General features: G+C 67.4%; 20 protein-coding genes and 2 tRNA genes. 3 read left to right on the top strand and 19 right to left on the bottom strand.

What is annotated here, in order from left to right; translation table 11 throughout:
* The first annotated feature begins 7 nt into the window (after nt 1–7).
* A complete protein-coding gene (locus NO998_RS02985) occupies nt 8–751 on the top strand; it encodes a DUF7289 family protein (RefSeq protein WP_267645544.1) in 744 nt (247 codons plus the stop codon).
* Between the two features lie 78 nt (nt 752–829).
* On the opposite strand, the gene NO998_RS02990 is transcribed toward NO998_RS02985, so the two are convergent.
* The 8 genes from NO998_RS02990 to NO998_RS03025 form a co-directional block, all read right to left on the bottom strand.
* Nucleotides 830–901: transfer RNA gene (locus tag NO998_RS02990), tRNA-Ala, on the bottom strand.
* 139 nt (nt 902–1,040) lie between these two features.
* The gene (rpsJ, locus tag NO998_RS02995; protein WP_267645545.1) at nt 1,041–1,355 is read right to left on the bottom strand and encodes a 30S ribosomal protein S10; all 315 of its coding nucleotides are present in this window, start codon (nt 1,353–1,355) and stop codon (nt 1,041–1,043) included.
* Complete coding sequence (tuf, locus tag NO998_RS03000) at nt 1,356–2,624, bottom strand: translation elongation factor EF-1 subunit alpha (RefSeq protein ID WP_267645546.1); 1,269 nt, start codon at nt 2,622–2,624, stop codon at nt 1,356–1,358.
* A gap of 125 nt (nt 2,625–2,749) precedes the next feature.
* Nucleotides 2,750–3,706, bottom strand: coding sequence for a homoserine dehydrogenase (locus NO998_RS03005; protein WP_267645547.1), 957 nt, complete (start codon nt 3,704–3,706; stop codon nt 2,750–2,752).
* The gene (locus NO998_RS03010) at nt 3,703–4,227 is read right to left on the bottom strand and encodes an amino acid-binding protein (protein WP_267645548.1); all 525 of its coding nucleotides are present in this window, start codon (nt 4,225–4,227) and stop codon (nt 3,703–3,705) included. The genes NO998_RS03005 and NO998_RS03010 overlap by 4 nt, the downstream gene beginning before the upstream one ends.
* A 137-nt stretch (nt 4,228–4,364) precedes the next feature.
* On the bottom strand, nt 4,365–6,554 hold the full coding sequence (locus NO998_RS03015) for an elongation factor EF-2 (protein WP_267645549.1): 2,190 nt from the start codon (nt 6,552–6,554) through the stop codon (nt 4,365–4,367).
* Between the two features lie 101 nt (nt 6,555–6,655).
* Nucleotides 6,656–7,108 (bottom strand): hypothetical protein, encoded by a 453-nt coding sequence (locus NO998_RS03020; RefSeq protein ID WP_267645551.1) that lies wholly within the window; start codon nt 7,106–7,108, stop codon nt 6,656–6,658.
* 32 nt (nt 7,109–7,140) lie between these two features.
* A complete protein-coding gene (locus NO998_RS03025) occupies nt 7,141–7,569 on the bottom strand; it encodes a hypothetical protein (protein ID WP_267645552.1) in 429 nt (142 codons plus the stop codon).
* Nucleotides 7,570–7,705: 136 nt separating this feature from the next.
* Between NO998_RS03025 and NO998_RS03030 the strand changes: the two genes are divergently transcribed.
* On the top strand, nt 7,706–8,446 hold the full coding sequence (locus NO998_RS03030; RefSeq protein WP_267645553.1) for a DUF5781 family protein: 741 nt from the start codon (nt 7,706–7,708) through the stop codon (nt 8,444–8,446).
* Here NO998_RS03030 and NO998_RS03035 read toward each other — a convergent pair.
* The 10 genes from NO998_RS03035 to NO998_RS03080 form a co-directional block, all read right to left on the bottom strand.
* Nucleotides 8,443–9,792: a PQQ-dependent sugar dehydrogenase gene (locus tag NO998_RS03035; RefSeq protein WP_267645554.1), complete on the bottom strand. Its 1,350-nt coding sequence runs from the start codon at nt 9,790–9,792 to the stop codon at nt 8,443–8,445. The two genes, NO998_RS03030 and NO998_RS03035, sit on opposite strands and share 4 nt — an antisense overlap.
* Nucleotides 9,793–9,906: 114 nt before the next feature.
* Entirely contained in the window at nt 9,907–10,548 is a 642-nt protein-coding gene (locus NO998_RS03040; RefSeq protein WP_267645555.1) for a 30S ribosomal protein S7, read from the bottom strand.
* Entirely contained in the window at nt 10,545–10,973 is a 429-nt protein-coding gene (locus NO998_RS03045; RefSeq protein WP_267645556.1) for a 30S ribosomal protein S12, read from the bottom strand. Before NO998_RS03045 ends, NO998_RS03040 begins: the two co-directional genes overlap by 4 nt.
* Nucleotides 10,974–11,073: 100 nt before the next feature.
* Complete coding sequence (locus NO998_RS03050; RefSeq protein WP_267645557.1) at nt 11,074–11,835, bottom strand: hypothetical protein; 762 nt, start codon at nt 11,833–11,835, stop codon at nt 11,074–11,076.
* Nucleotides 11,836–11,888: 53 nt separating this feature from the next.
* Nucleotides 11,889–12,311 (bottom strand): NusA-like transcription termination signal-binding factor, encoded by a 423-nt coding sequence (locus NO998_RS03055; protein ID WP_267645558.1) that lies wholly within the window; start codon nt 12,309–12,311, stop codon nt 11,889–11,891.
* A 34-nt stretch (nt 12,312–12,345) separates the two neighbouring features.
* Nucleotides 12,346–13,584, bottom strand: coding sequence for a DNA-directed RNA polymerase subunit A'' (rpoA2, locus tag NO998_RS03060; protein ID WP_267645559.1), 1,239 nt, complete (start codon nt 13,582–13,584; stop codon nt 12,346–12,348).
* The gene (locus NO998_RS03065; RefSeq protein WP_267645560.1) at nt 13,577–16,501 is read right to left on the bottom strand and encodes a DNA-directed RNA polymerase subunit A'; all 2,925 of its coding nucleotides are present in this window, start codon (nt 16,499–16,501) and stop codon (nt 13,577–13,579) included. The genes rpoA2 and NO998_RS03065 overlap by 8 nt, the downstream gene beginning before the upstream one ends.
* Nucleotides 16,502–18,334, bottom strand: coding sequence for a DNA-directed RNA polymerase subunit B (gene rpoB, locus NO998_RS03070; protein WP_267645561.1), 1,833 nt, complete (start codon nt 18,332–18,334; stop codon nt 16,502–16,504).
* A gap of 1 nt (nt 18,335) precedes the next feature.
* Entirely contained in the window at nt 18,336–19,904 is a 1,569-nt protein-coding gene (locus NO998_RS03075; RefSeq protein ID WP_267645562.1) for a DNA-directed RNA polymerase subunit B'', read from the bottom strand.
* A complete protein-coding gene (locus tag NO998_RS03080) occupies nt 19,904–20,131 on the bottom strand; it encodes a DNA-directed RNA polymerase subunit H (RefSeq protein ID WP_267645563.1) in 228 nt (75 codons plus the stop codon). Before NO998_RS03080 ends, NO998_RS03075 begins: the two co-directional genes overlap by 1 nt.
* Nucleotides 20,132–20,395: 264 nt before the next feature.
* Between NO998_RS03080 and NO998_RS03085 the strand changes: the two genes are divergently transcribed.
* Nucleotides 20,396–20,468 (top strand) — tRNA-Asp (locus tag NO998_RS03085).
* A 99-nt stretch (nt 20,469–20,567) separates the two neighbouring features.
* Here NO998_RS03085 and NO998_RS03090 read toward each other — a convergent pair.
* Entirely contained in the window at nt 20,568–22,061 is a 1,494-nt protein-coding gene (locus NO998_RS03090) for an alpha,alpha-trehalose-phosphate synthase (UDP-forming) (protein ID WP_267645564.1), read from the bottom strand.
* Nucleotides 22,062–22,097 lie beyond the last annotated feature (36 nt).

A 22,097-nucleotide genomic window follows, 5' to 3' on the forward strand; every position in this document is an offset into this window, starting at 1 on the left:
CTCTACCGTGTTCCGTGACCGACGGGGTGTGAGCGAGACGGTCGGCTTCGTCTTCGTCTTCTCGCTGGTGTTGCTTACCGTCGGGACCGTCTTCACCATCGGCTACGCGGGCCTGCAGGACGCCCGTGACGCCGAGCGGATCAACAACGCCGAGCGTGCTTTCGACGTCCTCGACGACAACATCGAGGACATCACCGTCCGCGGCGCTCCCAGCCGCGGCACGGAGGTCAGGCTGGCCGAGGCCAGCATCGGGACGGGGGAGTCGACCCTGCTCAGCGTCTCGGGCTACGAGGGTGGCTCACTGGCGTTCTCGACGGGTAACTACACGCTCGACCCCGTGGTGTACGAGTCCGGCGACACCCGGATCCGCTACTCCGGGAACGCGCTGACGCGCATCCAGCCGGCTGGGTCCGTGGCGCTCTCGGAGCCCGATTTCGTCCTCTCGGAGCGCCGCGCGATCATCCCCGTCGTCGAACTCTCCGTCGAGGACCGTTCGATCGCCGGCTCGCGGACGGTGCTGATCCGGTCCCAACGCCGGCTCCGAACCGTCGAGGTCGACGACACCGACGTGGACCGACTCGAGATCGCGCTCTCCTCGCCGGTGGCCGACCGTTGGGAGTCCTACCTCTCGGGTGCGGGTATGAGCTGTTCGCGCCCCGGCGGCGCCGACGACCCGCGGGTCGTCTGTGAGACGACGGACCTCGACCGCGTGCAGGTGGTGCACTTCGAACTGGCCGTCACCTTCGGCTGAGACCCTCTGGTCGGTCTACCGGACCGAACTGCCCTCACTGGAGGAGTCGAGTACCGATCGAGGAATCGAAGAACGTAGTGGACTCGCTGGGATTTGAACCCAGGGCCTCTTCCTTGCGAAGGAAGCGATCTACCACTGATCTACGAGCCCGCACCCGAATCGATGCGGGGGAACGGTTTGAACGTTGCGCTTCACCCGCGAGTCGGCGCCGTCGGGCTGTCGTCGTCGGTCGTGACGACCGCGAGCGCCGCCGCTCGTCGGGGTGAGAAAACGTGAGAACGGGGTGGGTTCAGTCCTCGAGGACGATCTCGATCGAGACGTCGTTCGGGACCTGAATCCGCATCAGCTGTCGCAGCGCGCGCTCGTCCGCGTCGATGTCGATCAGCCGCTTGTGGACCCGCATCTCCCAGTGCTCCCAGGTGGCAGTCCCCTCGCCGTCCGGGGACTTCCGCGAGGGAACGTTGAGCTCCGTCGTCGGGAGCGGGATGGGGCCGGAGAGCGAGACGCCCGTCTTCTCCGCGATCTCGCGGACGTCGTCACAGATGTCGTCCAGATCCTCCGGGCTCGTGCCGGTGAGTCGGACGCGGGCCTGTTGCTCGGCCATCTATCGCTCGTCGACGCTGAGGACCTTCCCGGCCGCGATGGTCTGACCCATGTCGCGGATGGCGAAGCTCCCCAGCTCGGGGATCTCGCTCGACGGCTCGATCGAGAGCGGCTTCTGCGGTCGGATCGTCACGACTGCGGCGTCGCCGGACTTGATGAAGTCCGGGTCCTCCTCGGCGACCTCGCCGGTCGACGGGTTGATCTTCTGGTCGATGGACTCGACCGTACACGCGACCTGTGCGGTGTGGGCGTGGAAGACCGGAGTGTAGCCGGCGGTGATGACCGACGGGTGCTGCATGACGACGACCTGCGCCTGGAACGTCTCGGCGACGCTGGGCGGGTCGTCGGCCGGGCCACAGACGTCGCCACGGCGGATGTCGTCCTTACCGATGCCACGGACGTTGAACCCGACGTTGTCACCGGGCTCGGCCTTGGGCACCTCTTCGTGGTGCATCTCGATCGTCTTGACCTCGCCGCCCACGTCGCTGGGCTGGAAGGAGACGTTGTCGCCGATGTTCATCACGCCGGTTTCGATACGTCCGACGGGGACGGTACCGATACCGGAGATGGTGTAGACGTCCTGGATCGGCAGGCGGAGCGGCGCGTCCGTCGGCGGCTCCGGCTCCGGCAGGCTGTTGAGGGCCTCGAGGAGCGTCTTCCCGTCGTACCACGGCGTGTTCTCGGAGGCTTCGGAGACGTTGTCGCCTTCGAAGGCCGAGGTCGGCACGAACGTGGTGTCGTCGGACGCGAAGCTGACCTGGTTCAGCAGGTTGTTGACCTCTTCCTTGACCTGCTTGTAGGTGTCCTCGCTGTAGTCGACGACGTCCATCTTGTTGACGGCGATGATGAGCTCGTCGATACCGAGCGTCTTCGAGAGGAAGACGTGCTCTCGGGTCTGGGGCGCGACACCGTCGTCGGCCGCGACGACGAGCACCGCGTTGTCTGCCTGCGAGGCGCCCGTGATCATGTTCTTCACGAAGTCACGGTGACCCGGACAGTCGACGATAGTGAAGTAGTACTCGTCGGTGTCGAACTCTTGGTGGGCGATGTCGATGGTGACACCTCGCTCTCGCTCCTCGGCGAGGTTGTCCATGACGTAGGCGAACTCGAAGCCGCCTTTGCCCTTCTCTTCTGCCTCTTCGCGGTGCTGCTCGATGACGTGCTCGGGGACGCTCCCTGTCTCGAACAGCAGGCGCCCGACCATCGTACTCTTCCCGTGGTCGACGTGGCCGATGACGGCCAAGTTCTGGTGCGGTTTGTCTTCGCTCATGGTGGATTCACGCGCTAAAGGCGCTGTGGGGAATCGTTCGTCAGAACGCCGTAAAACCATTTCGATACGTGGCCCCTAATCCTGCCGCGTACGGCGGTTTGTGCCACTGTACCGTGGTTCCTGCCTCAGCGCGGGGGGAGCCGCCCGACGTCGGCCAGCACTGCCGATGCCGTCTCGGGACCACCCGCGCCCCGTCCCGAGATGTTCAGCCGACCCGCGTGGCCGGTCGCGACCTGGACGATGTTCTGGGTCCCCGTCACCGCGAGCGTCCCGTTCTCCGGGACCAGTCGCGGCCCGACGCGGACGCCGTCGGGCGTCGCCTCCACGATCAGTCGGACGGTCCGCCCGTCGTCGGCCGCAAGCGAGAGCGCACTCGTCGGCAGGTCCTCGATTCCCGCGACCTCGGCGTCGGCGAGCGAGATGTCGTCCTCCCCGCGAGCGTCGCGGAGCACGTTCGCCACGATGACGCCCTTCAGCGCCGCGTCGGTCCCGTCCACGTCGAAGCTCGGGTCCGCCTCGGCGACGCCGAGTTCCTGTGCCTCCGCGAGCACGTGCTCGTAGCCCAGCCCCTCGGCGGCCATCCGGCTCAGCACGAAGTTCGCGGTGCCGTTGAGCACCCCCTGGACCCGGTCGACCCGCTCCGGGCCGAGGTCCTCGATGGTCCGCACCGCCGGGATGGCGCCGCCGACGGTCGCCTCGAAGCGAAGCTCCCCGGCGCTCTCGCGGACGGCCGCACGGAGGTCGGCGTAGCGCTCGGCGACGGGCCCCTTGTTCGCGAGCACGACGTGGCGGTCCCGGTCGAGTGCGGCGACCGCGTTCGAAAAGCCCGGTTCGGCGTCGCCGAGCGTCGTCGGCGTCGCCTCCACGAGCACGTCGTAGTCGGCGTCCAGCAACTCCTCGTGGGACGTCCGGCCGACGACGCCCGTCTCGTCTTTCTCCGCGAGCACGGCGGCTACGTCCAGCGGTTCTCCCAACGCCGCCCCCGTGGAGTCGGCCAGTCCGACGACCTCGTGGCCGTAATCCTCAGCCAACTCGACGACGGCACGGCCGACGGCGCCGACGCCCATTACGGCGAGCTTCATTCGCCCACCCCTAGGGGTTCGACGACGGTCAGGTCCTTCCGCTCGGCGATCGACCGAACCGTCTCCAGGGCGGCCGCACGCTCGCCGGACCGTGCGCCGAGTCGGAGGTACGCCGAGGAGACTGCGCTGACGCCTTCGGGGGCAGTCAGGGAGAGTTCCTCCACCGAGACCGTCGACTCACCCTCGATCTCGCGGAGCGTCCCCGAGAGGTCGGTGTCGACGAGGTGGCCGGTCAACAGGACACGGAACGCCTCCCCGTAGTACTCCTCGTCGGCGGCGACGACGGTGACGCCGCGGTCACGGAGCCCCTCGACCACGTCCTCGAAGCGGTCCACCTGACAGTCGAGGGCGACTTCGACCGGGATTCGGCCCCCCGGCGTCCGGCTCCCCCGCTCGTGGAACACCGAGAGGAGGTTCCCTCCGTTCTCGGCGATGGGTTCGAGCGCGGCCGCCAACTCCCCCGGCTCGTCGTCGAGTTCGAGTCGCAGCGTGTGTGTGGTGACACCTTCGGGCCGGCTCATGGTCGATGCCTCCTCCCGACGGTTGGGTACACACGGATCACAACCCGAGGGAGCGCCGGGTTCGGTAAAAGCCTTCCCTGAGCGTGCTACTGGGTACCGAAGAAAGAACGGAGAAAGAACGGGAGAAGCCGCGCTGCTTAGAGGTAGTCGATCGACTCGGGCAGTTCGAGCTTCATGCCCTTACGCTCGCGGATCTCCATGATCTTCTCACGCTGGAGGTTGTCGGCCATGACGCGGAAGCCGGCGTTCTCCGTGTTCCAGGAGGCACGGCCCTCGGTCGCGCTCCGGATGTCGCTGGAGAAGCCGATCATCTCGCCGACGGGCGCGATGCCCTCGACGACCATGAGGCCACCCTCCTGGTACATGTCGTCGACGCGGCCACGGCGGCCCTGGATCTCGCCGGACGCCGCACCCATGTGCTCGGACGGAACGTCGATGCGGACGTTCTGGATCGGCTCCAGCAGGCGGATCTCGCCGTCGATCAACGCGCGGTGAACGGCCTCACGGACTGCGGGGATCACCTGTGCCGGGCCACGGTGGATGGTGTCCTCGTGGAGTCGGGCGTCGTGCAGTCGGAGCAGCGTCCCCTGCACGGGCTCGGCGGCCAGCGGGCCGTCGTCGAGCGCCTCGGAGAGCCCCTCGACCACCAGCTCCATCGTCTCGTTGAGGTGCTGGATACCCTTCGTGTCGTCGATCAGGATGTTCGTCCCGTGGATGTGCTCCACGTTCTGGGACGTGTCCTTGTCCATGCCGGCCTCCTGCAGCGCTTCACGGCGCTCCAGTTCGGGCATGTCCATCGAGACCTCGCCGAGCTGGATCGCGTCGACGATGTCCTGCCCCATCGGGTGGATGGAGATGTAGAACTTGTTGTGGCGGTTCGGCGAGACCCCTTCGACCTCTCGGGACTCCTCCTGGGGCTGCTCGCGGTAGACCACGATGGGCTCACCGGTGTTGACCGGGATGCCCTGCTCCTTCTCGATACGCTGGGTGATCACTTCGAGGTGGAGCTCACCCTGCCCGGAGATGAGGTGCTCCCCGGTGTCCTCGTTGATCTCGATCTGGATCGTCGGGTCCTCCTTGGCGACCTGCTGGAGCGTCTCGATCAGCTTCGGCAGGTCGTCCATGGTCTGGGCCTCGACGGACTTCGTGATCACCGGCTCGGAGATGTGCTCGATCGACTCGAACGGCGTCATATCGACTGAGGAGACGGTGGAACCGGCGATAGCGTCGCGCAGGCCGGTGACCGAGGCGATGTTCCCCGCGGGCACGCGGTTTACTTCCTCACGCTCACTCCCCATGAACAGCCCGACGGACTGGATCCGGTTCTTGCCGGCGGTGCCGGAGACGAACAGGTCCTGGCCCTTCTCCAGAGTCCCGGAGAAGACACGACCCGTGGCGATCTCGCCGGCGTGGGGGTCCATCGAGATGTCGGTCACCATGAAGACGACCTCGCCGTCCTCGTTGACCAGCCGCATGTCCTCGGCCAGCTCGGACTCGGCGTCGCCACGCCAGATGCGCGGGACACGGCGGGGCTGTGCGTCGACGGGGTTCGGGAAGTGCTCACAGACCATGTCGAGCACGACGTCCGAGAGCGGCGTCCGCTCGTGGAGCTCGTCGCGCTTGTCGTTCTGCTCGAGCTCGATGATGTCCCCGAAGTCCATCCCGGTGCGCTGCATCGACGGCATCGAGACGCCCCACTTGTAGAGCGCCGAGCCGAACCCGACGGTACCGTCCTCGACGGAGACCGTCCAGTCGTCGTCGATGTCGTCCATCTCCTCGATCATCCCGCGGATGAGTTCGTTCACGTCCGCGATGACGCCGAGCAGTCGCTCCTGCATCTCCTCCTCGCCTTCCTGCAGTTCGGAGATGAGGCGGTCGACCTTGTTGATGAACAGGGTCGGCTTCACACCCTCACGGAGCGCCTGTCGGAGCACCGTCTCCGTCTGGGGCATCGCGCCCTCGACGGCGTCGACCACCACAAGCGCGCCGTCGACGGCACGCATCGCTCGGGTCACGTCGCCACCGAAGTCGACGTGGCCCGGAGTGTCGATCAGGTTGATGAGGTGGTTGGTGTCCTCGTACTCGTGGGTCATCGAAACGTTCGCCGCGTCGATGGTGATCCCACGTTCCTGCTCGTCTTCCTTCGTGTCCATGGCGAGCTGTTCGCCGGCGGTACCCTCGGAGATCATCCCCGCGCCTGCGAGGAGGTTGTCCGAAAGCGTCGTCTTCCCGTGGTCGACGTGAGCGGCGATGGCGATGTTCCGGATGTTCTCCGGCGTGTCCATCAGTCGCTCACACTCTTGGACGATTTTCTTACGTCGGCCCATTGGCGTGGGCTACCCGTGGCGGGGTCAAAAGGGTAGTGTTTCGGCAAGCGGGGTGTGCCACCGGCACACGGGTGTCTGACCCTCGTTGCCGGCCGATCCGTTCACGCTGATCGCCCGCCGCCGTCGGCGCGGCGCAGGCTCGCCGTCTCGGCGTAGCAGACCGCCACGACGAACAGCGTGACGACGCCGAACAGGCCCAGATGGACCGCGAAGAGGTCCCCGGAGCCGTCGGCGACGGCCACGACGGGCCCGACCACCAGCGCCGTCGCGGCCACAACTGCGACGAGGGTGGCACCCCGTCGCTCCAACGCGAGAGCGGCGCCGGCGACGCCACCGACGGCGGCCCCGACCGCACCAGTCGCGGTCAACACGCCGCTGAGGGGGTTCGACACGACGAACTGCATCACGACCGCGACGACCACCGGCACCAGCGCCGGCGTCGCTCGCCGGAGCAGGTAGCCCGTGGCTGCCCGGAGGGTGAGCGGCGACGCCGGCGGGTCGGGGTCGCCGATGGCCCGAATCCGGTCGTCGAACCGGGTGAGGACGTTGTCCACGAGATCGTGTTGGTGGACCGACCCGTTAACCGTTACTCCACGGCCCCGGGCGACTCCAGTCGACGCACTTCGGCGTAGCCGACGACGGCGCTGAGGCCGGCGGCCACGAGGACCACGAGCGCGGCGGTACGGACGTAGCCCTCGCTCGCGCCGAGTCCGTCGACGTACGGGCCCAACTGCCCGACCACGGCGATAGTGACCCCGAACGCGACAGCCGCGCGGTACTGGTGATCCAGCGCCCCGAGGACGCCGGCGACGAACGCTGTCAGCAGCGCGACGCCGGCACCGAGGACAAGCGTCGCCCCGGGGACGCCGACGGTGACGTACTGCCAGCCGGCGACCGCGAGGTAGAGCGGGAGGCCCTTGGTGATGTCACGGCCCGCGTGGGAGAGCACGTCGCGCGCGGAGAGGGGGAGCGACGGCGCCGGTGCCGCCCACCACTCCTCCAGCCTGTCGATCACGCCCGCCCTTCCCGGCGCTGCGCCAAAAGTTCCTGCCCTTACTGCATCTCGTACCCGCCATCGAGCAGGCGACCGCCCCCCGCCGTCTCACACCCCCGAAACCGTCTTAATCCTCGAAACCGTGGTAGTCATACACATGGATCTACGACTCCCCGAGAACGGCCCCGCCGAGCCGTTCCTCGGCGCAGCAGACCTCCTCGAAACCGAGAGTCGGATCGATCTCCCCGTCGAAGTACACGTTCGCGACGACCCCGACGAACGGACGTGGGCCGGTCACTACGAGGACCGACACGTCCTCAACATCTCTCGGCAGGCGGCCACCAGCGCGATGGGTCGGGAACTGGCGCTGCACGAACTCTCACACATGGCCCGCTACGAGCAGAACCACCCCTCACACCACCAGTCGACGGACGAGGCCATCTTCCTCGCGTTGGCGGGCAAGCGCGTCGAGCGCCGGAAGCTGGCCCACGTCCACCAGCTCGCCAACCACATGAAGGACATCTACGCCGACGACATCACGCTCTCGGTCGCCCCCGGCGCGAAACTGGTGACGTTCCTGGAGTCGCGGCTGGCCGACGCCGTCGCGGACCGGCCGCCCGTCGTCCCCACGGGGTGGCAGCTCGCCACGCCCGGCTCCGATCCGGAGATCACCGCGGTTAACGCCGGCTTCGCGCTCGCGCTCGTCGAACGCCACGATCTCGTCGACGACGACCACCGGATCTACGACCTCGCCCACGCCGCGGCCGACGACGCACCCGGGGTCAGCGTCGAACGCTTCGCCGATGCGTTCCGGTCGCTCTCGGACGACCCGACGGAGAGTGAGTACCGCAAGGCGCTGGTCGACATGACCCGGGAGTACGTCGGCGGTGCCGACTAACGCTCGGTGATCCGGACCAACACGTCGTCGTACTCCATCGGGAACGGGGCGTTCGCCCGCCCGTCCCGGTTCGACGTGATGGCGTAGAGCGCGCCATCGGGGCCCTCCTCGACGTGTCGCACCCGCCCGAGATCGTTCTCCAGCAGGTCGTGACTCGTCACAGTGTAGCCCTCGGACAGCCAGTCGGCGTCCTGTCGGTGGCCCGTCTCCCCGAGTGCCGGCGGCTCACCATCCGGCGGCGTCAGCGTGAACGACTTGACGCGCTGCTCGGCCAGACAGCCCACAAGCAGGCGGTTGCGAAGCGTCGGCACGCCGTCGCCGCGGTAGAACGACGACCCCGACGGCGCCCACGTCGTCCCCTCGACCCGGGAACTGGCGATGGGGCGCCCGTAGTCGGTCCCCTCGTACTCGTCGGGCTGGCGGGCCTCGGGCCAGCCGTACTCGCTCCCGGTCTCGATGGCGTTGAGTTCGTCCGGGCCGGGGCCGTGCTCGTTGACCACCGGCGTCGTATCGGGGAGCCAACTCAGCCCCTGCGGGTTCCGGTGGCCGACGGAGTACACCCGGGCGTCACCGCCGCTCTCGTTGCCGTCGGCGCCCTCACCCGACGTATCGACGCGGAGCGTCTTCCCGGCCAGCGAGTCTGGGTCGGCCGCGAGTTCGCCGCTGCCGGCGTCGCCGGTCGTCATCCAGAGGTAGTTCGCGGGGCCGAACCGGAGCCGGCCGCCGTTGTGGATGAACGCGTTGGTCCCGACTTTCGCCGGCGCTTCGAGCAGCGTCTCGACCGGCTCGCCGGGGGTCTCGCTGTCGGGGTCGAACGCCGCCAGCCGAACGACCGGCTCCTCACCGTCGTCGGCGGTGTAGCAGACGTACACCAGCGGTACCTCGGGGTAGTTCGGGTGGACTTCCACACCCATCGTCCCGCCCTCGCCGCCGTCGACGAACCAACTCTTCTCGTCGCTGCCCGGCGGCACCGAGCCGCCGTCGATGGAGCCGGCCGGCTCGAACAGCGGCGTCACCTCGCCGTCCGCGTAGCGCAGCACCTGCCCGGGCCGCTCGGTCAGGAACAGGTCGCCGTTCCCGCCGAAGGAGAGGTCCCACGGGATTTCGAGGGTCTCGGCCAGCACCTCGACTTCCAACTCCGGCTCGGCGGCGGCGGTCGGCGCCGACCACTCGGGGTCGTAGCCGGCCCACGCCGTCTCGTCGTGGCCGAGGCGTCGGTCGTACTCCTCGGGACCGTCCTCGTCAGCGGGGTCCTCGTCTCCGATGGCGTCGTCGGGCGTGCTACAGCCCGCGAGGCCGACCGTGGAGAGGGCAAGCAGCGCGCGGCGGGAGAGCGCGTGATCCATGATTCTCACTCGACGCGCCCGGAGTAAATTCCTTCTGCCGGCGGGTCTCCGGCCGACCGGCGCCGTCGCTCGTAGGGAAGTGAGAAAACGAAAGAGAGAGAGAGAGAGAACCGCTTAGCGGGCCGCGGCCGCGACGCGCTCGGTCTCCTCCTTCTGGGAGATCGGGTACGCGCTCACGTCGTAGTCGGCGGCGCCGAGTAGCTGCTGGGCGAGCGCCTCCGAGGCGGACGTAGTCGTCTTTCGGGAGGCGTTGAGCGTGCCGACCGCGATGAACTTCAGCCCCTGGTCGACACGGCGCTGGGGCGCCACGTCGACGGCCTTCGGGACCGAGATCCCGCCGTACTTCAGGCGGACGGTCTCCTCGCGGGGGGCCGCGTTCTCGACGGCAGTGACGAGAACCTGTGCCGGGTTCTCCTCGCTCTGCTCGTGAACGATGTCGAACGCGTCGCGCACGATGCGCGTCGCCTTCTGTTTGTCGCCGGTGTTGTCCTCGGTCTGCATGAGGCGGTTGATCAGTCGCTCGACCACGCTGATCTCGGACTTCTCGAACTGCTTGCTCGCGTGACGGCCCATCGTGTGCGCGATGGGGGTCACGTTGAGGTAGCGCTGGGTCGAGGGGTCGGTGTACTCGATCTCGGAAACGTCCCAGACGCCGAAGAGGTCGGCGCCCGTCGAGGTCTCCTCCGTCGTCTCCTCGGCTTCGGCTTCGACCTCCTCGGTCTCGGCGTCGGCCTCGGCGGCTTCTTCCTCGCTCATCGGACGGGTTTCTCCGCGTTACCGCGAACCAGTTCGATCATCGAGACACCGTTGACCTTCTCGACCTTGTAGTTGACACCCGAGATGTCACCCATCGCACGACCCTTCGAGCCACCGATCCCGGCGATCGTGACCTCGTCGTGCTCGTCGATGAACGAGATCGCACCGTCACCGGGACAGAACGCGGTGACCTGCTTCCCGTTCTTGATCAGCTGAACACGGACACACTTTCGGATGGCCGAGTTCGGCTGCTTTGCCTCGATACCGACCTTCTCCAGGACGATCCCGCGCCCCTGGGGGGCACCCTCGAGGGGGTCGGATTTCTCGCGCAGTCCTCGCTCTCGGCGCGCGTACTCCGAGTCGGACCACCGCCGCTTCTGGCGGTCCTTCTTGAGTTTCCGCGCGGCGTATTTGCCGTTCGCCATACCCGGACTTTTCGACGGAGCCACTTAAGCGTCCCCTTTCGTGAGGGCGAAACGGCCGGAGAACTGATTAGCGGTATCGCTAATCCGATCTGAGCCCGTTTCACTCACTAGCCGTCGACGGCGTCTCGGTCGCCGTCACGGGAATCTCGGTCGACCACCTGTCGACGCCCCAGTCGAGCCAGACGCGTGCCTGCTCCTCCCCCCCGTAACGTGTCGTCGTCGGGCTGAGTTCCCGCTCCTCTCCCGGATCGAGCGTCGTCCTCACGAGGTCCGACCCGGACGCTGGCCCTGACAGGCTCGCCCCGAACGTCCCCGTCCCCTCGCCGTGGTTCGTCACCGTGAACGTGACCGTCACCTCTGTGCGCTGTTCGGGCTCGATCTCGGCGGGCGAGACCGACGGCTCCCCGACCTCGAAGACGGGCGGCTCGTTCAGCCGGCTGATCGTCTCCGGGGGCAACGTCCGGAACGTCGATCCGCCGAGGCGCAGTTCCCCCCGCTCGACGGTCCGGTCTTTCGACACCGCGAACACGGCCGTGACGGTGTCGTCCTCCTTTACCGGTTCCCGGGAGGCCCGGTCGACCGCCTCGCCGTCGAGATAGAGGGTCATGTGATTCCTCGCCCCCCGTTCGAGCCGGACGACGACGTACTGCTGTCCGGCCTTCCGGTGGACGGTCGGATGCGTCCCCGACAGCAAGTACTGGAAGAAGTCCGCGACCGAGAGTTCGGTGAGTCGTTCCGGCGGGGTTCCCGTTTCGGTCGTCGCCTCGTCGGTCGGCGTCGCCGAAAGGCAGCCGGCGCTGCCGGCGATGGCTACGACGCTGCCGGCCAACAGCTGACGACGGGAGGGCTTCTGGCGGGCCACGGCTCTCCTGTCGAACGGTCTGCATAAATGCTTCGTGGGGCGGCTGCCCCGATTCAGGCCAACTGCACGTCGTCCACGTCGAAGTGGCGGGCAGCCAGCCGCCGGGCGGTCTCGATCGACTCCCCGCCGGCGCCGATGGCGACCCCGCGGTCGCCCTGTGGCACCTCGACGTACGCGACCGTGCTGCCACCCTGCGTCGACAGGGTGACGTTGCGCACGGCCGCGGGCGCGAGGCAGTTCGCGACGAACGCGGCCGGGTCGTCGGCGTCCTCCACGAGGTCGACGCGGGTGTTCAACTGCTCCTCGGCGGCGGCGACGGTTTCGCCGTCCGGGCCGATGGCCGCGCCCATCTCGCCGGCGGGCACGACGAACACGATCCGATCCTCCTCGACCAGACAGTCAGTCGGCGTGACGCCGGTCGCGTCGGCGAAGGCGGCGATGTACTGCCGTGCGTCGTCCGACAGCGTGACCGTCATCGGCGACCCGCCGTCGACTCGGAGAGCCGACCCATCAGTCGTCGGCGGACTTCGGCGTCGACGCCGAGCCCATGCGGAGGTCCACGTCGCCGGTTCCGATCGAGACCGGCTTCCCGACGATCACGTTCTCGATCACGCCGTCGAGGTCGTCGACCTCGCCGTGGATCGCGGCGTCGAGCAGGTGGTTGACGGTGACCTCGAACGCCGCGCGGGCGAGCACGGAGTCCTTCGACCCCGAGATCCCGTGGCGACCGATCGACTCGATCGTCCCGCGGTTGGTCATGATGTCCGCCACCAGCATCAGGTGCCGGACGTTCACGTCGTCGAGCCCCTGTTCCTGCAGGGTCTCCTGGGTCTCGTTGATGATCGTCTCCCGGGCGGCCTCGATCCCGAGCTGTTTGTGGATCTCGTGGATGTTGTTACACGTCGAGCGGCTGGTGTCGACGCCCTCGATCTCGAGCACGTCGCCGAACGCCGACCCCTCGGTGTAGAGGACGAACTCCTCCTCGTCGCTGTCGTCCATCTCTTCCTTCCGGATGACGACGCGGGAGACCTCCTCGATCCCCTTGAACACGACTTCGCGGAGCTCTTCGACCAACTGGAGCAGTTCGCGGTAGCTGGGCTGCTCGGGGCCGAAGGCGATGGCGGTCCCCTTGCGCTTGGTCGCCACCTTGAGTTCGCTCTCGATGGTGTCCTGTATCTCCTCGGCGATGGTGCCCACGTCGTCGTAGGTCGGCCAGCGCTTCTGGAGCGTCTCCTCGTTCAGGTCGATCGTGACCTGCATGTCCGCGACGTTGGTCGAGACGTTCCCCAGTGCGAGCACCTTCGTCGCCTCGATCTGCCAGACGACCTCGCGGGCCTTGTCGCGGTCGGTCGCGTACTCGCCGTCGAGGTGGACCGTCATCGTCGGCGTGTCCGGCGTCTTCCGGGCGTCGACGAGTTCGATCAGTCGGGGCAGTCCCTGTGTCACGTCGATCTCCGCGACCCCCGCGAAGTGGAACGTGTTCATCGTAAGCTGGGTCCCCGGCTCACCGATCGACTGGGCCGACACCGTCCCGACGGGGTCGAGCGCGTCGACGCGGGTCTCGTCGTAGCGGGTGACGACGGCCTTGACGATCTCGTCGATCTGTTCGGGTGTCGCGCCCTCGTTCTCCTCGATGGCGCCGTAGACCCGGTCCTTCAGTCGCCGCGGGAGGTCGGTCCCCTCGACGAGCGTCTCGGTGTCCTCGTCGATGTGTTCGAAGCTCTCGGGGAGCGCGTCGGCATCAGTCATCGCTCACCCCCTGTCCCGCCTTGTTCAGGCCGGGACCGGCGTACTCCGAGATGTTGGTCTCCTCCTGCTTCTCGCCGAGGAAGCGAGCCTTCTGGTCCTCGCTGCTGAACTCGGCGTCCAGCACGCGCTGGGTGATCGCCTCCACGTCGACGGGGTCGTCCTCGTCGTAGGCGACGTTGACCGGCGAGGTGCCGTCCTCGCCGAACTCGAACTGGACGACGGTGCCGGAGGTGTCCCGGACGGTGCCGTCGTACTGCGCTTCCAGTTCCGAGAGCGCGTTGATGAGGCGGCGCTGGAGGTAGCCGGACTTCGAGGTCCGGACTGCCGTGTCCACCAGCCCCTCGCGGCCACCCATCGCGTGGAAGAAGAACTCACGCGGGGTCAGCCCCGAGCGGTAGGAGTTCTCGACGAAGCCGTGGGGCGCCGCCGAGAGGTCGTCGCGCTTGTAGTGGCTGAGGGTGCGGTCCTCGTAGCCACGGTTGATGCGCTCGCCACTGACGGTCTGCTGGCCGACGGAACCGGCCATCTGGGTCAGGTTCAGCATCGACCCACGTGCACCGGAACGGGCCATGACCACGGCCGGGTTGTCGTCGGCGAAGTAGTCGTCGGCGATCTCCCCGGCGGAGTCACGCGCCTTGCCCAGCGTCTGCATGATCTTCAGTTCGAGCGTCTCGTCGACCGTTCGGCCGGGGATCGAGTTGAGGTCCCCCGCACGGTAGGTCTCGATCAGCTCCTCGATGCGCTCGTGGGCGTCGTCGATGGCTTCGTCGACCTGCTCGCCCGCCGCGGCCGGGATGGACTCGTCGTCGATCCCGATCGAAAACCCGAAGTGCATGATCGAGCGCATCGCGAGCGTCGCCACCTCGTTGACGAATACGCGTGCGCGCGTCTTCGAGTACTCCTTGGTGATCGTGTCGACGATGTCGCCACCGAACGCACCGACGGCGCCCTCGTCGATCGTCCCCTGGATCAGCTGTCCGTCCTCGATGACGACCTCGTCGTCGGCCTCGGAGATGAACTCGAGGTTGAGGTCGTCGGGGAGGAGCTCCGAGAACACCGTTCGGCCGGTCCAGTACGGCTGGCCGTCCTCCTCGCCGTCAGCCTCGGGCAGCTCGTCGACGCTCGTCGCACGGAGCAGGTCCAGCGCCTGGTTCTCCGAGAACGTCGGGTTGTTCCGGGTCAGCAGGTAGGTCCCGCTGATGTGGTCCTGAATGGCGCCGATGATGTTCTTCCCGAAGCGCGGGCTGAGCATCTGCTCCTGAACGCGCATCAGGACGCGGGCCTCCGCACGGGCCTCCTCGTTCTGGAGGGCGTGCATGTTCATCTCGTCGCCGTCGAAGTCGGCGTTGTACGGCGTACAGACCGTCGTGTTCAGGCGGAACGTCTTGTACGGCATCACGACGACCTCGTGAGCCATGATCGACATCCGGTGCAGCGACGGCTGTCGGTTGAACACGATGATGTCGCCGTCGGTCAGGTGCCGGGAGACCTCCCAGTCGGGCTGGACCTTCTCCGCGAGCTCCTCACAGTTCTTCTCGGTGACCTTCAGTCGGCGGCCGTCGGGCCGCTTGACGTAGTTGGCGCCGGGGTGGCCCTCGGGGCCGTTCCGGACGTAGGTCCGTGCCTCCTCGATGTTGCGCTCGGAGACGTTCATCGTCTGGGTCATCTCTCGCGCGACGCGCTCGGGGACGCCGACCTCGTTCAGCGAGAGCGTCGGGTCCGGCGAGATCACGGTACGCGCCGAGAAGTTCACACGCTTACCCGAAAGCGAGCCACGGAAGCGACCCTCCTTCCCCTTCAGTCGCTGGGAGAGGGTCTTCAGCGGCCGCCCCGACCGGTGCCGGGCCGGCGGCGTCCCGGAGATCTCGTTGTCGACGAACGTGGTGACGTGGTACTGGAGCAGCTCCCAGAGGTCCTCGATGATCAGCTGGGGCGCACCCGCCTCGCGGTTCTCCATGAACCGCTGATTGATACGGATGATGTCCACCAGCTTGTGGGTCAGGTCGTCCTCGGAGCGCTGGCCGTTGTCCAGCGTGATCGAGGGACGAGTGGTGACCGGCGGGACCGGCAGCACCGTCATGATCATCCACTCGGGCCGGGAGGTCTCGGGGTTGACGCCGATGTTCGCCAGGTCCTCGTTCGGGATGTCCTCGAACCAGTCCCGGATGTCGCTGGGCATCAGCTTGTTCTCGTCCTCCTCGGTGAGGTCGATGTCCAGCGCCTTCTCGAGTTCCTTGCGGTCGTCCTCGCGGGGACGGAACTCGCCGCTCAGGATGTCGTTGACGCGGTCGAGCGCGATGCCGGTCCGGTCGGCGAGGTCGGTCGGGGCCATCCCCTCCTCGTCCTCGTCGTCGGGCTGCATCGCCTCGGCGATCATGTCCGAGTACTCGCCGGCCAGCACGTCCTGTACCTCGTAGTAGGTGGTCGGCTTCTCGTGTTTGATGTCGTACTGGGTCTCGCCACAGTACGGACAGCGGGAGGCCTTCCGGGCCTGTCGGATCGCGGCCTTGAGCACGTCGTCGGGGTCGTCGCCGAGCTCCTTGGCGCGCTTCAGTCGCTCCGCGTACTCGGCCTGCTCGTCCTCGGTGAGCGAGAGGCGGCCGCAGTCACGGCAGGTACCGCGCAGCAGGCGGCGGATCAGCTTGGCGAAGCCGACGTGGATCACCGGCGCCGCGAGCTCGATGTGGCCGAAGTGGCCGTTACACGAGCCCGAGTGCTGACCGCAGGTTCGACACTCCAGCCCGGGGTCGATGACCCCGAGTCGGGGGTCCATGAGCCCCATGTCGATGGGGTAGCCGTCGTCGTCGTACGTGTCGGCGGTGATCACCTTCGTCGCGGACATGTCCCGGTACGTTTCCGGGTCCATCAGGCCGAAGCTGATCTCGCCGATCTCCTTGGGTGAGCCTGAGATTGACATTTATACTGCGTCCTCCAGTTCCAGCTTGGGTCGAATGCCGAGCGCCTTCATCTCGTCGAGCAGGAGCTTGAACGCGTAGCTGACCTCCAACTCGTGGATGTTGTCCTCGTCTTTCGTGATGGGGTCGTACACCCGGCGCTGCTCCACGTCCTCGACCGCCACCATCCCGGTGTCCTCCGAGATGTACACCGTCTCGCGGTCCGAGGAGTCGAGCAGTCGTTCCTTCAGCGCCATCGCGGCACCGTGCCCGATCAGCACCTCACGCTCCATCTCGCCCACACGGAGCCCACCCTCGCGGGCGCGCCCCTCGGTGGGCTGGCGGGTGAGCACCTGCACCGGCCCGCGCGAGCGGGCGTGCAGCTTGTTGCTCACCATGTGGTACAGCTTGTGGTAGAAAATCGTCCCGACGAAGATCTCCGCGTCGATCTTCTCGCCGGTGACGCCGGAGTACATGACCTCCTTGCCCGAGGACTTGAAGCCGCGCTCCTCGAGGCTGCTGCGGAGTTCGTCCTCGCCCTCGCCCTGGAAGGCGGTCCCGTCGACGCGGCGCCCTTCGAGCGCGCCGACCTTGCCGCCGAGCATCTCCAGCACGTGGCCCACGGTCATCCGCGAGGGGAGCGCGTGGGGGTTCATCACGAGGTCGGGGATGAGCCCTTCCTCGGTGAACGGCATGTCCTCCTGGGGTGCGAGGTGGCCCACGACACCCTTCTGGCCGTGCCGGGACGCGAACTTGTCCCCGAGTTCGGGGATCCGCTCGTCGCGCACCGAGACCTTCGAGAGCTTCGAACCGTCCTCGCCCTCCATCAGCGTGACCGTGTCGACGATGCCGTCCTCGCCGGACCGCATCGTGACCGAGGTCTCCCGTCGCTTCTGGGGCGAGAGCCCGCCGAGGTCCTCCTGCTCCTCGAGGAACCGGGGCGGCGAGGTCTTGCCCAGCAGCACCGAGTTCTCGTCGACCTTCGTCTCGGGGTTGACGAGGCCGTCCTCGTCGAGGTGCGTGTAGGCGTCCTCACCGCGTGCACCGCGCACGTCCTGCGAGGGCGTCTCGAAGCGGTCCTCCTGACCGCCGGGGTAGCGGCGCTCCTCACCCTCGTAGGTGCGGAAGAAGTGCGAGCGGGCGAGGCCACGCTCGACCGACCCCTGGTTCATGACCAGCGCGTCCTCGATGTTGAACCCCTCGTAGGACATGACCGCGACCGTGAAGTTCTGGGCCGCGGGTCGCTCGTCGAACCCGATCTGCTCGGTGGTCTGTGTCTTGACCATCGACAGCTGCGGGTAGTGCAGGAGGTGCTGGCGCGTGTCCGGTCGGATCCGGTAGTTCGCGCTCGGGATCCCGAGTGACTGCTTCATCATCCCCGCGCCCATCGTGATACGCGGCGACGCGTTGTGTTCGGGGTAGGGGATCATCCCGGCGCCGATCCCGAAGATCAGCTGCGGGTCGACCTCGAGGTGCGTGTGGTCCTCGGTCACGTCCTCCTCGTCGACGGCGACGAGGATGTCCTCCTCCTCCTCGGCGTCGATGAACTCGACGATTCCGCGGTCGACGAGGTCGCTGAACTCGAGTTCGTCGTCCTTGACGGCCTCGACGTGCTCGTCGGCCAGGCGGGGCTCGCCGTCGTCGACGACGATCAGCGGGCGGCGCGCGCGGCCCGCGTCGGCGTTGACGATGACCTCGCGGGTGCGGTCCTTGACCGCGACGTTGACCATCTCGCTGACCTCGCCCTGTCGGCGGGAGTCTCGGATCTGTGCTGCCAGCTCGTGGGGGTCGGGGTGCGTCCCCACGAGGCTGCCGTTCACGTAGACCTTCGCAGGTCGTTGCTGTTTTCCTGCCATCTCAGTCGTCCGCGGGTGTGGTTCGTTCGACGCCCTCGATACCGGGGATGCCTTCGACGCCCATGTCGTCGAGTTCGCGCTTGAGTTCGCGCTCGTCCTCGACGTGCTGGGAGAGCTCCATCGCCTGTGCGAAGTTCTTCACGAGGCCACAGTTGGGCCCCTCCGGCGTTTCGGAGGGACAGATACGGCCCCACTGGGTCGCGTGCAGGTCACGCGCGTCGAAGTGGGGCTGGGAGCGGCTGAGCGGCGAGCGCAGCCGTCGCAGGTGGGAGAGAACGCCCATGTAGTCGGTTCGGTCGACCAGCTGGGAGACGCCCGAACGGCCACCGACCCAGTTCCCGGTGGCGATCGGGTGTTCGAGGCGCTCGGTCAGCACGTCCGAGCGGACGACCGTGTTGACGCTGAGGTCACGGTTCCGCATGTTGGCGCGCTCGAGCTGGTACTTCACGTCCCGGGAGAGCTTGTTCAGCGCGGTCCGGAACAGGTCCTTCATCAGGTCGCCGCTGACCTTGAGGCGCTTGTTGGAGTAGTGGTCCTTGTCGTCGGAGTCGCGTCGACCGAGGGCGAGTTCGAAACACGCCTCGGCCATCCGGCAGAGGTAGTACGCCTTGTTGATGCGGACGTCCTCCTCCTCGACGCCCTCCTCGTGGAGGTGCGGGAGCAGGTAGCGGTCGATGACGTAGTTCGCCCGCTTCAGCTGGTAGTTCTTGCCCTGGCCGGAGGCGACGCGCTTCCCGAGGGTCTCGATGGCGCCCTCCTCGGTCTGGACGTCGGCTTCCTCCAAGTTCTCCAGCATGAACTTCACGATCTCGGGGTCCTCCGAGACGCGGTGGACGATCTCCTCGTCGGACTCCAGCCCGAGGGCACGGACCAGCGTCACGAACGGCACGGAGCCGGAGACGGAGGGGAAGCTCACTTCGAGCAGCCCCTCGCGGTTGCGCTCACACAGCACGAGCGCGCGGTAGCCACGGCGCTGGGAGAACGTCTTGGCCACCTGGATGTCGTCGCCGTACTTCGTGTCGTGCTCCGCGAGGATCTTGTTCGGCGCGAGGTCCTCGCTGGTCATCAGCACGCGCTCGGAGCCGTTGACGATGAAGTAGCCGCCGGGGTCGACGGGGTCCTCGCCGATGTCGACCAGTTCCTCGTCGGTGAAGCCGTCGATGTTACACTTGTTCGAGCCGACCATGATCGGCATGCGGCCGACCTTCGTCTCGGTCTGGTCGACGACCTCCTCGGGCTCCTCCTCGCCGCCGCGAACGATGGACATCTCCATGAACACGGGGGCGGCGTAGGTGATGTTGCGCAGGCGGGCCTCCTGCGGGTAGAGCAGCTCCTCGGAGCCGTCGGCCTCGCGGACCCGCGGCGTCAGGATACGGACGTTGCCGAGTTCGACCCAGACGGGCTCCTGTCCTTCCTTGTCGCCGATGTCGGTGCCGATCGTCTCCTTCTCGTCGACGACGTCCTGCATGCCGCGGTCGAGGAAGTTGTTGAACGACCGGAAGTGGTGCTCCGCCAGACGCTCCTGGGAGAAGTACTCCCGGGAGACCGCACGGCGGTCTTCTCGGTCCATTATTCGACCACCAGTCTGTAGACGACGGCGGTGTCTGTGGTGCGCGAGTCGCGCTCGATGCGAACGACGTCGCCGGGCTCTGCCTCCTTGGGCAGGGCGGGATCCCTGCGCTTGATTTTGGGTAGGTTCGTCTTCTTCACTTGGTACTCCTCCAGCACCTCCTCGATCTCGGGCTCATCGAGGAGTGTGTGCTCCGGAACCAGTTCGTGTTGGCTTACGTCTACCATAGGTGTGGGGCGTTCAGAGAATCGGTCACGAGATACTACGGCCGTATTTTAGCCGGCGCCATATAACGCTTGCTAATGTAGGTCGCGCGTGCGCGAGCGGTTGACGCACGCGGGATGGTCGCGTGGTCACCAGCGGCCCGGTCGCGTCGGCGTCATCGGCGACACCACGGCACGCGTATTCGTCCCATGGCGACGATGGATAACAAGCCTTATCTAGCCGACGGCAATACGATTGAGTGTAGTAAGGCAGCGGCCTGAAAGCGTGCCCGGATGGTGTAGTGGCCCATCATACGACCCTGTCACGGTCGTGACGCGGGTTCAAATCCCGCTCCGGGCGTCTTCTCTCTCTAACTCAACCCCCGAGCGAAACGCTCGTTCTCTCACTCTCTCCCGACCCGGTAGCGTGACGCTCGCGCTCTCGGCTTCTCCAACCGCGTCAGTCGTCGGCGACGACCGACGCCGTTCCCGTGAGTACCTGCTTCTGTGCCGCCAGCCACGCGTCGATGTCCTGTTCCCGGACCGCCGCCTGCATCGTCCCAATCCGCTCGCGCCGTTCGTCGGCGTCCATCCCGAGCGCCTCGCCGATCGTCGACGCGAACCCCGACACGTCGTAGGGGTTGACCGGGAGCGCCGCCGGGCAGAGCGCCTCGGCGGCGCCGACGAATCGGCTGAGAACGAGCACACCGGGGGTGTCGGCGGCCGTGGCGCCCTGCGCGGCGACGAACTCCTTGGCGACGAGGTTCATCCCGTCCCGCCGCGAACTCACCACCGCCACGTCGGCGTGCCGGTACAGCCCGGCCAACTCGCGGTCGTCGATGCCCTCCTCGATGTAGATGGCCGGCGTCCAGTCCTCGGTCCCGTGGACCCGGTCCAGTTCGTTGATCCGGGCGCGGACGTCGTCGTAGTAGCGCCGGTAGGCCGGAATGCGGTCGCGCGTTCGGGTCCCCTTCTGGACGTAGGTGAACTCGCCGACGAGCCCTGGGTTCTGCTCCAGCAGGTACGAGAGTGCGTCGAGGCGCTCGACGATCCCCTTCGTGTAGTCGAGGCGGTCGACGCCGAGCACGATCGAGCGGTCCGCGGGCAGGTCGTAGCGCGCGGCGACGCGCTCCCAGTAGTGCTCGGCGGCGTCGCTCGCGGCGTTCGCGGCGACGCGGTCGGTATCGACGCCGATCGGCGAGGCGTACGTCTCGACGGTCCGCCCCTCGTAGCGGATCTCGCCGGCCGGGGTCAGCGCCGCGTCGGGGACGAATCGGGCCACGCACTCCCGGAAGTTCGCGGCGTAGCGGTCGAGGTGGAAGCCGACCGCGTCGTTGCCGAGCAGCCCGCGGAGCAGTTCGGTCGCCTGCGGGCAGATCTCGAAGAACTCCGGCGTCGGCCACGGGACGTGCCAGAAGTGCACCAGTCGCGCGTCGGGGATGGCCTCTCGGACGTCGCCCGGCGCCAGCGCGAGGTGGTAGTCCTGGAACCAGACCACGTCGGGGTCGGCGTCGCAGATCCGCTCGGCGAAGCGGCGGTTCGCCTCGCGGTAGGCCGGGGCGAAGTCGGGGGCGACGTTCACCGGGTCGGCTTCGAGGTGGCAGATCGGCCAGAGCACCTGGTTGCTGTAGCCGTAGTAGTAGTTCTCGACCAGCCGCCGCGGCAGGTCCAACCGCGAGAGCGTGTAGCCCGGCCGGTCGTCGCTATCGCCGGTCGCCACCTCCGGTGGCAGGTCCACCCGGCCGTTCGGTGCCACCGCGGGGTCGAAGTCGGCGTCGCCGCTGCCCCACGCGACCCACGTCCCGCCGGTCTCGGCGACGACGCCGTCGAGTGCGGTCACGAGCCCTCCCGTGGGGCGCTCGACCGTCGGCTCCCCGTCGTCGTAGTCGTGGACGTACGGCTCACGGTTCGAGGCGACCACGAGCGACCGATCACCCAGGGCGTCGTCGATCACGCCCGGAGGTGGTCGCCGACCGGTGTTGAACCCATC

Source organism: Halolamina litorea, from assembly GCF_026616205.1.
Lineage (GTDB): Archaea > Halobacteriota > Halobacteria > Halobacteriales > Haloferacaceae > Halolamina > Halolamina litorea.

Excerpts from the sequence above, each read along its gene's own strand:
- NO998_RS03030 (WP_267645553.1), top strand. The coding sequence starts at position 7,706 with ATGGATCTACGACTCCCCGAGAACGGCCCCGCCGAGCCGTTCCTCGGC.
- NO998_RS03075 (WP_267645562.1), bottom strand. The coding sequence starts at position 19,904 with ATGGACCGAGAAGACCGCCGTGCGGTCTCCCGGGAGTACTTCTCCCAG.
- rpoA2 (WP_267645559.1), bottom strand. The coding sequence starts at position 13,584 with ATGACTGATGCCGACGCGCTCCCCGAGAGCTTCGAACACATCGACGAG.
- NO998_RS03065 (WP_267645560.1), bottom strand. The coding sequence starts at position 16,501 with ATGTCAATCTCAGGCTCACCCAAGGAGATCGGCGAGATCAGCTTCGGC.
- NO998_RS03035 (WP_267645554.1), bottom strand. The coding sequence starts at position 9,792 with ATGGATCACGCGCTCTCCCGCCGCGCGCTGCTTGCCCTCTCCACGGTC.
- NO998_RS03040 (WP_267645555.1), bottom strand. The coding sequence starts at position 10,548 with ATGAGCGAGGAAGAAGCCGCCGAGGCCGACGCCGAGACCGAGGAGGTC.
- NO998_RS03010 (WP_267645548.1), bottom strand. The coding sequence starts at position 4,227 with ATGAGCCGGCCCGAAGGTGTCACCACACACACGCTGCGACTCGAACTC.
- NO998_RS03080 (WP_267645563.1), bottom strand. The coding sequence starts at position 20,131 with ATGGTAGACGTAAGCCAACACGAACTGGTTCCGGAGCACACACTCCTC.
- tuf (WP_267645546.1), bottom strand. The coding sequence starts at position 2,624 with ATGAGCGAAGACAAACCGCACCAGAACTTGGCCGTCATCGGCCACGTC.
- NO998_RS03015 (WP_267645549.1), bottom strand. The coding sequence starts at position 6,554 with ATGGGCCGACGTAAGAAAATCGTCCAAGAGTGTGAGCGACTGATGGAC.
- NO998_RS03045 (WP_267645556.1), bottom strand. The coding sequence starts at position 10,973 with ATGGCGAACGGCAAATACGCCGCGCGGAAACTCAAGAAGGACCGCCAG.
- rpsJ (WP_267645545.1), bottom strand. The coding sequence starts at position 1,355 with ATGGCCGAGCAACAGGCCCGCGTCCGACTCACCGGCACGAGCCCGGAG.
- NO998_RS03055 (WP_267645558.1), bottom strand. The coding sequence starts at position 12,311 with ATGACGGTCACGCTGTCGGACGACGCACGGCAGTACATCGCCGCCTTC.
- rpoB (WP_267645561.1), bottom strand. The coding sequence starts at position 18,334 with ATGGCAGGAAAACAGCAACGACCTGCGAAGGTCTACGTGAACGGCAGC.
- NO998_RS03005 (WP_267645547.1), bottom strand. The coding sequence starts at position 3,706 with ATGAAGCTCGCCGTAATGGGCGTCGGCGCCGTCGGCCGTGCCGTCGTC.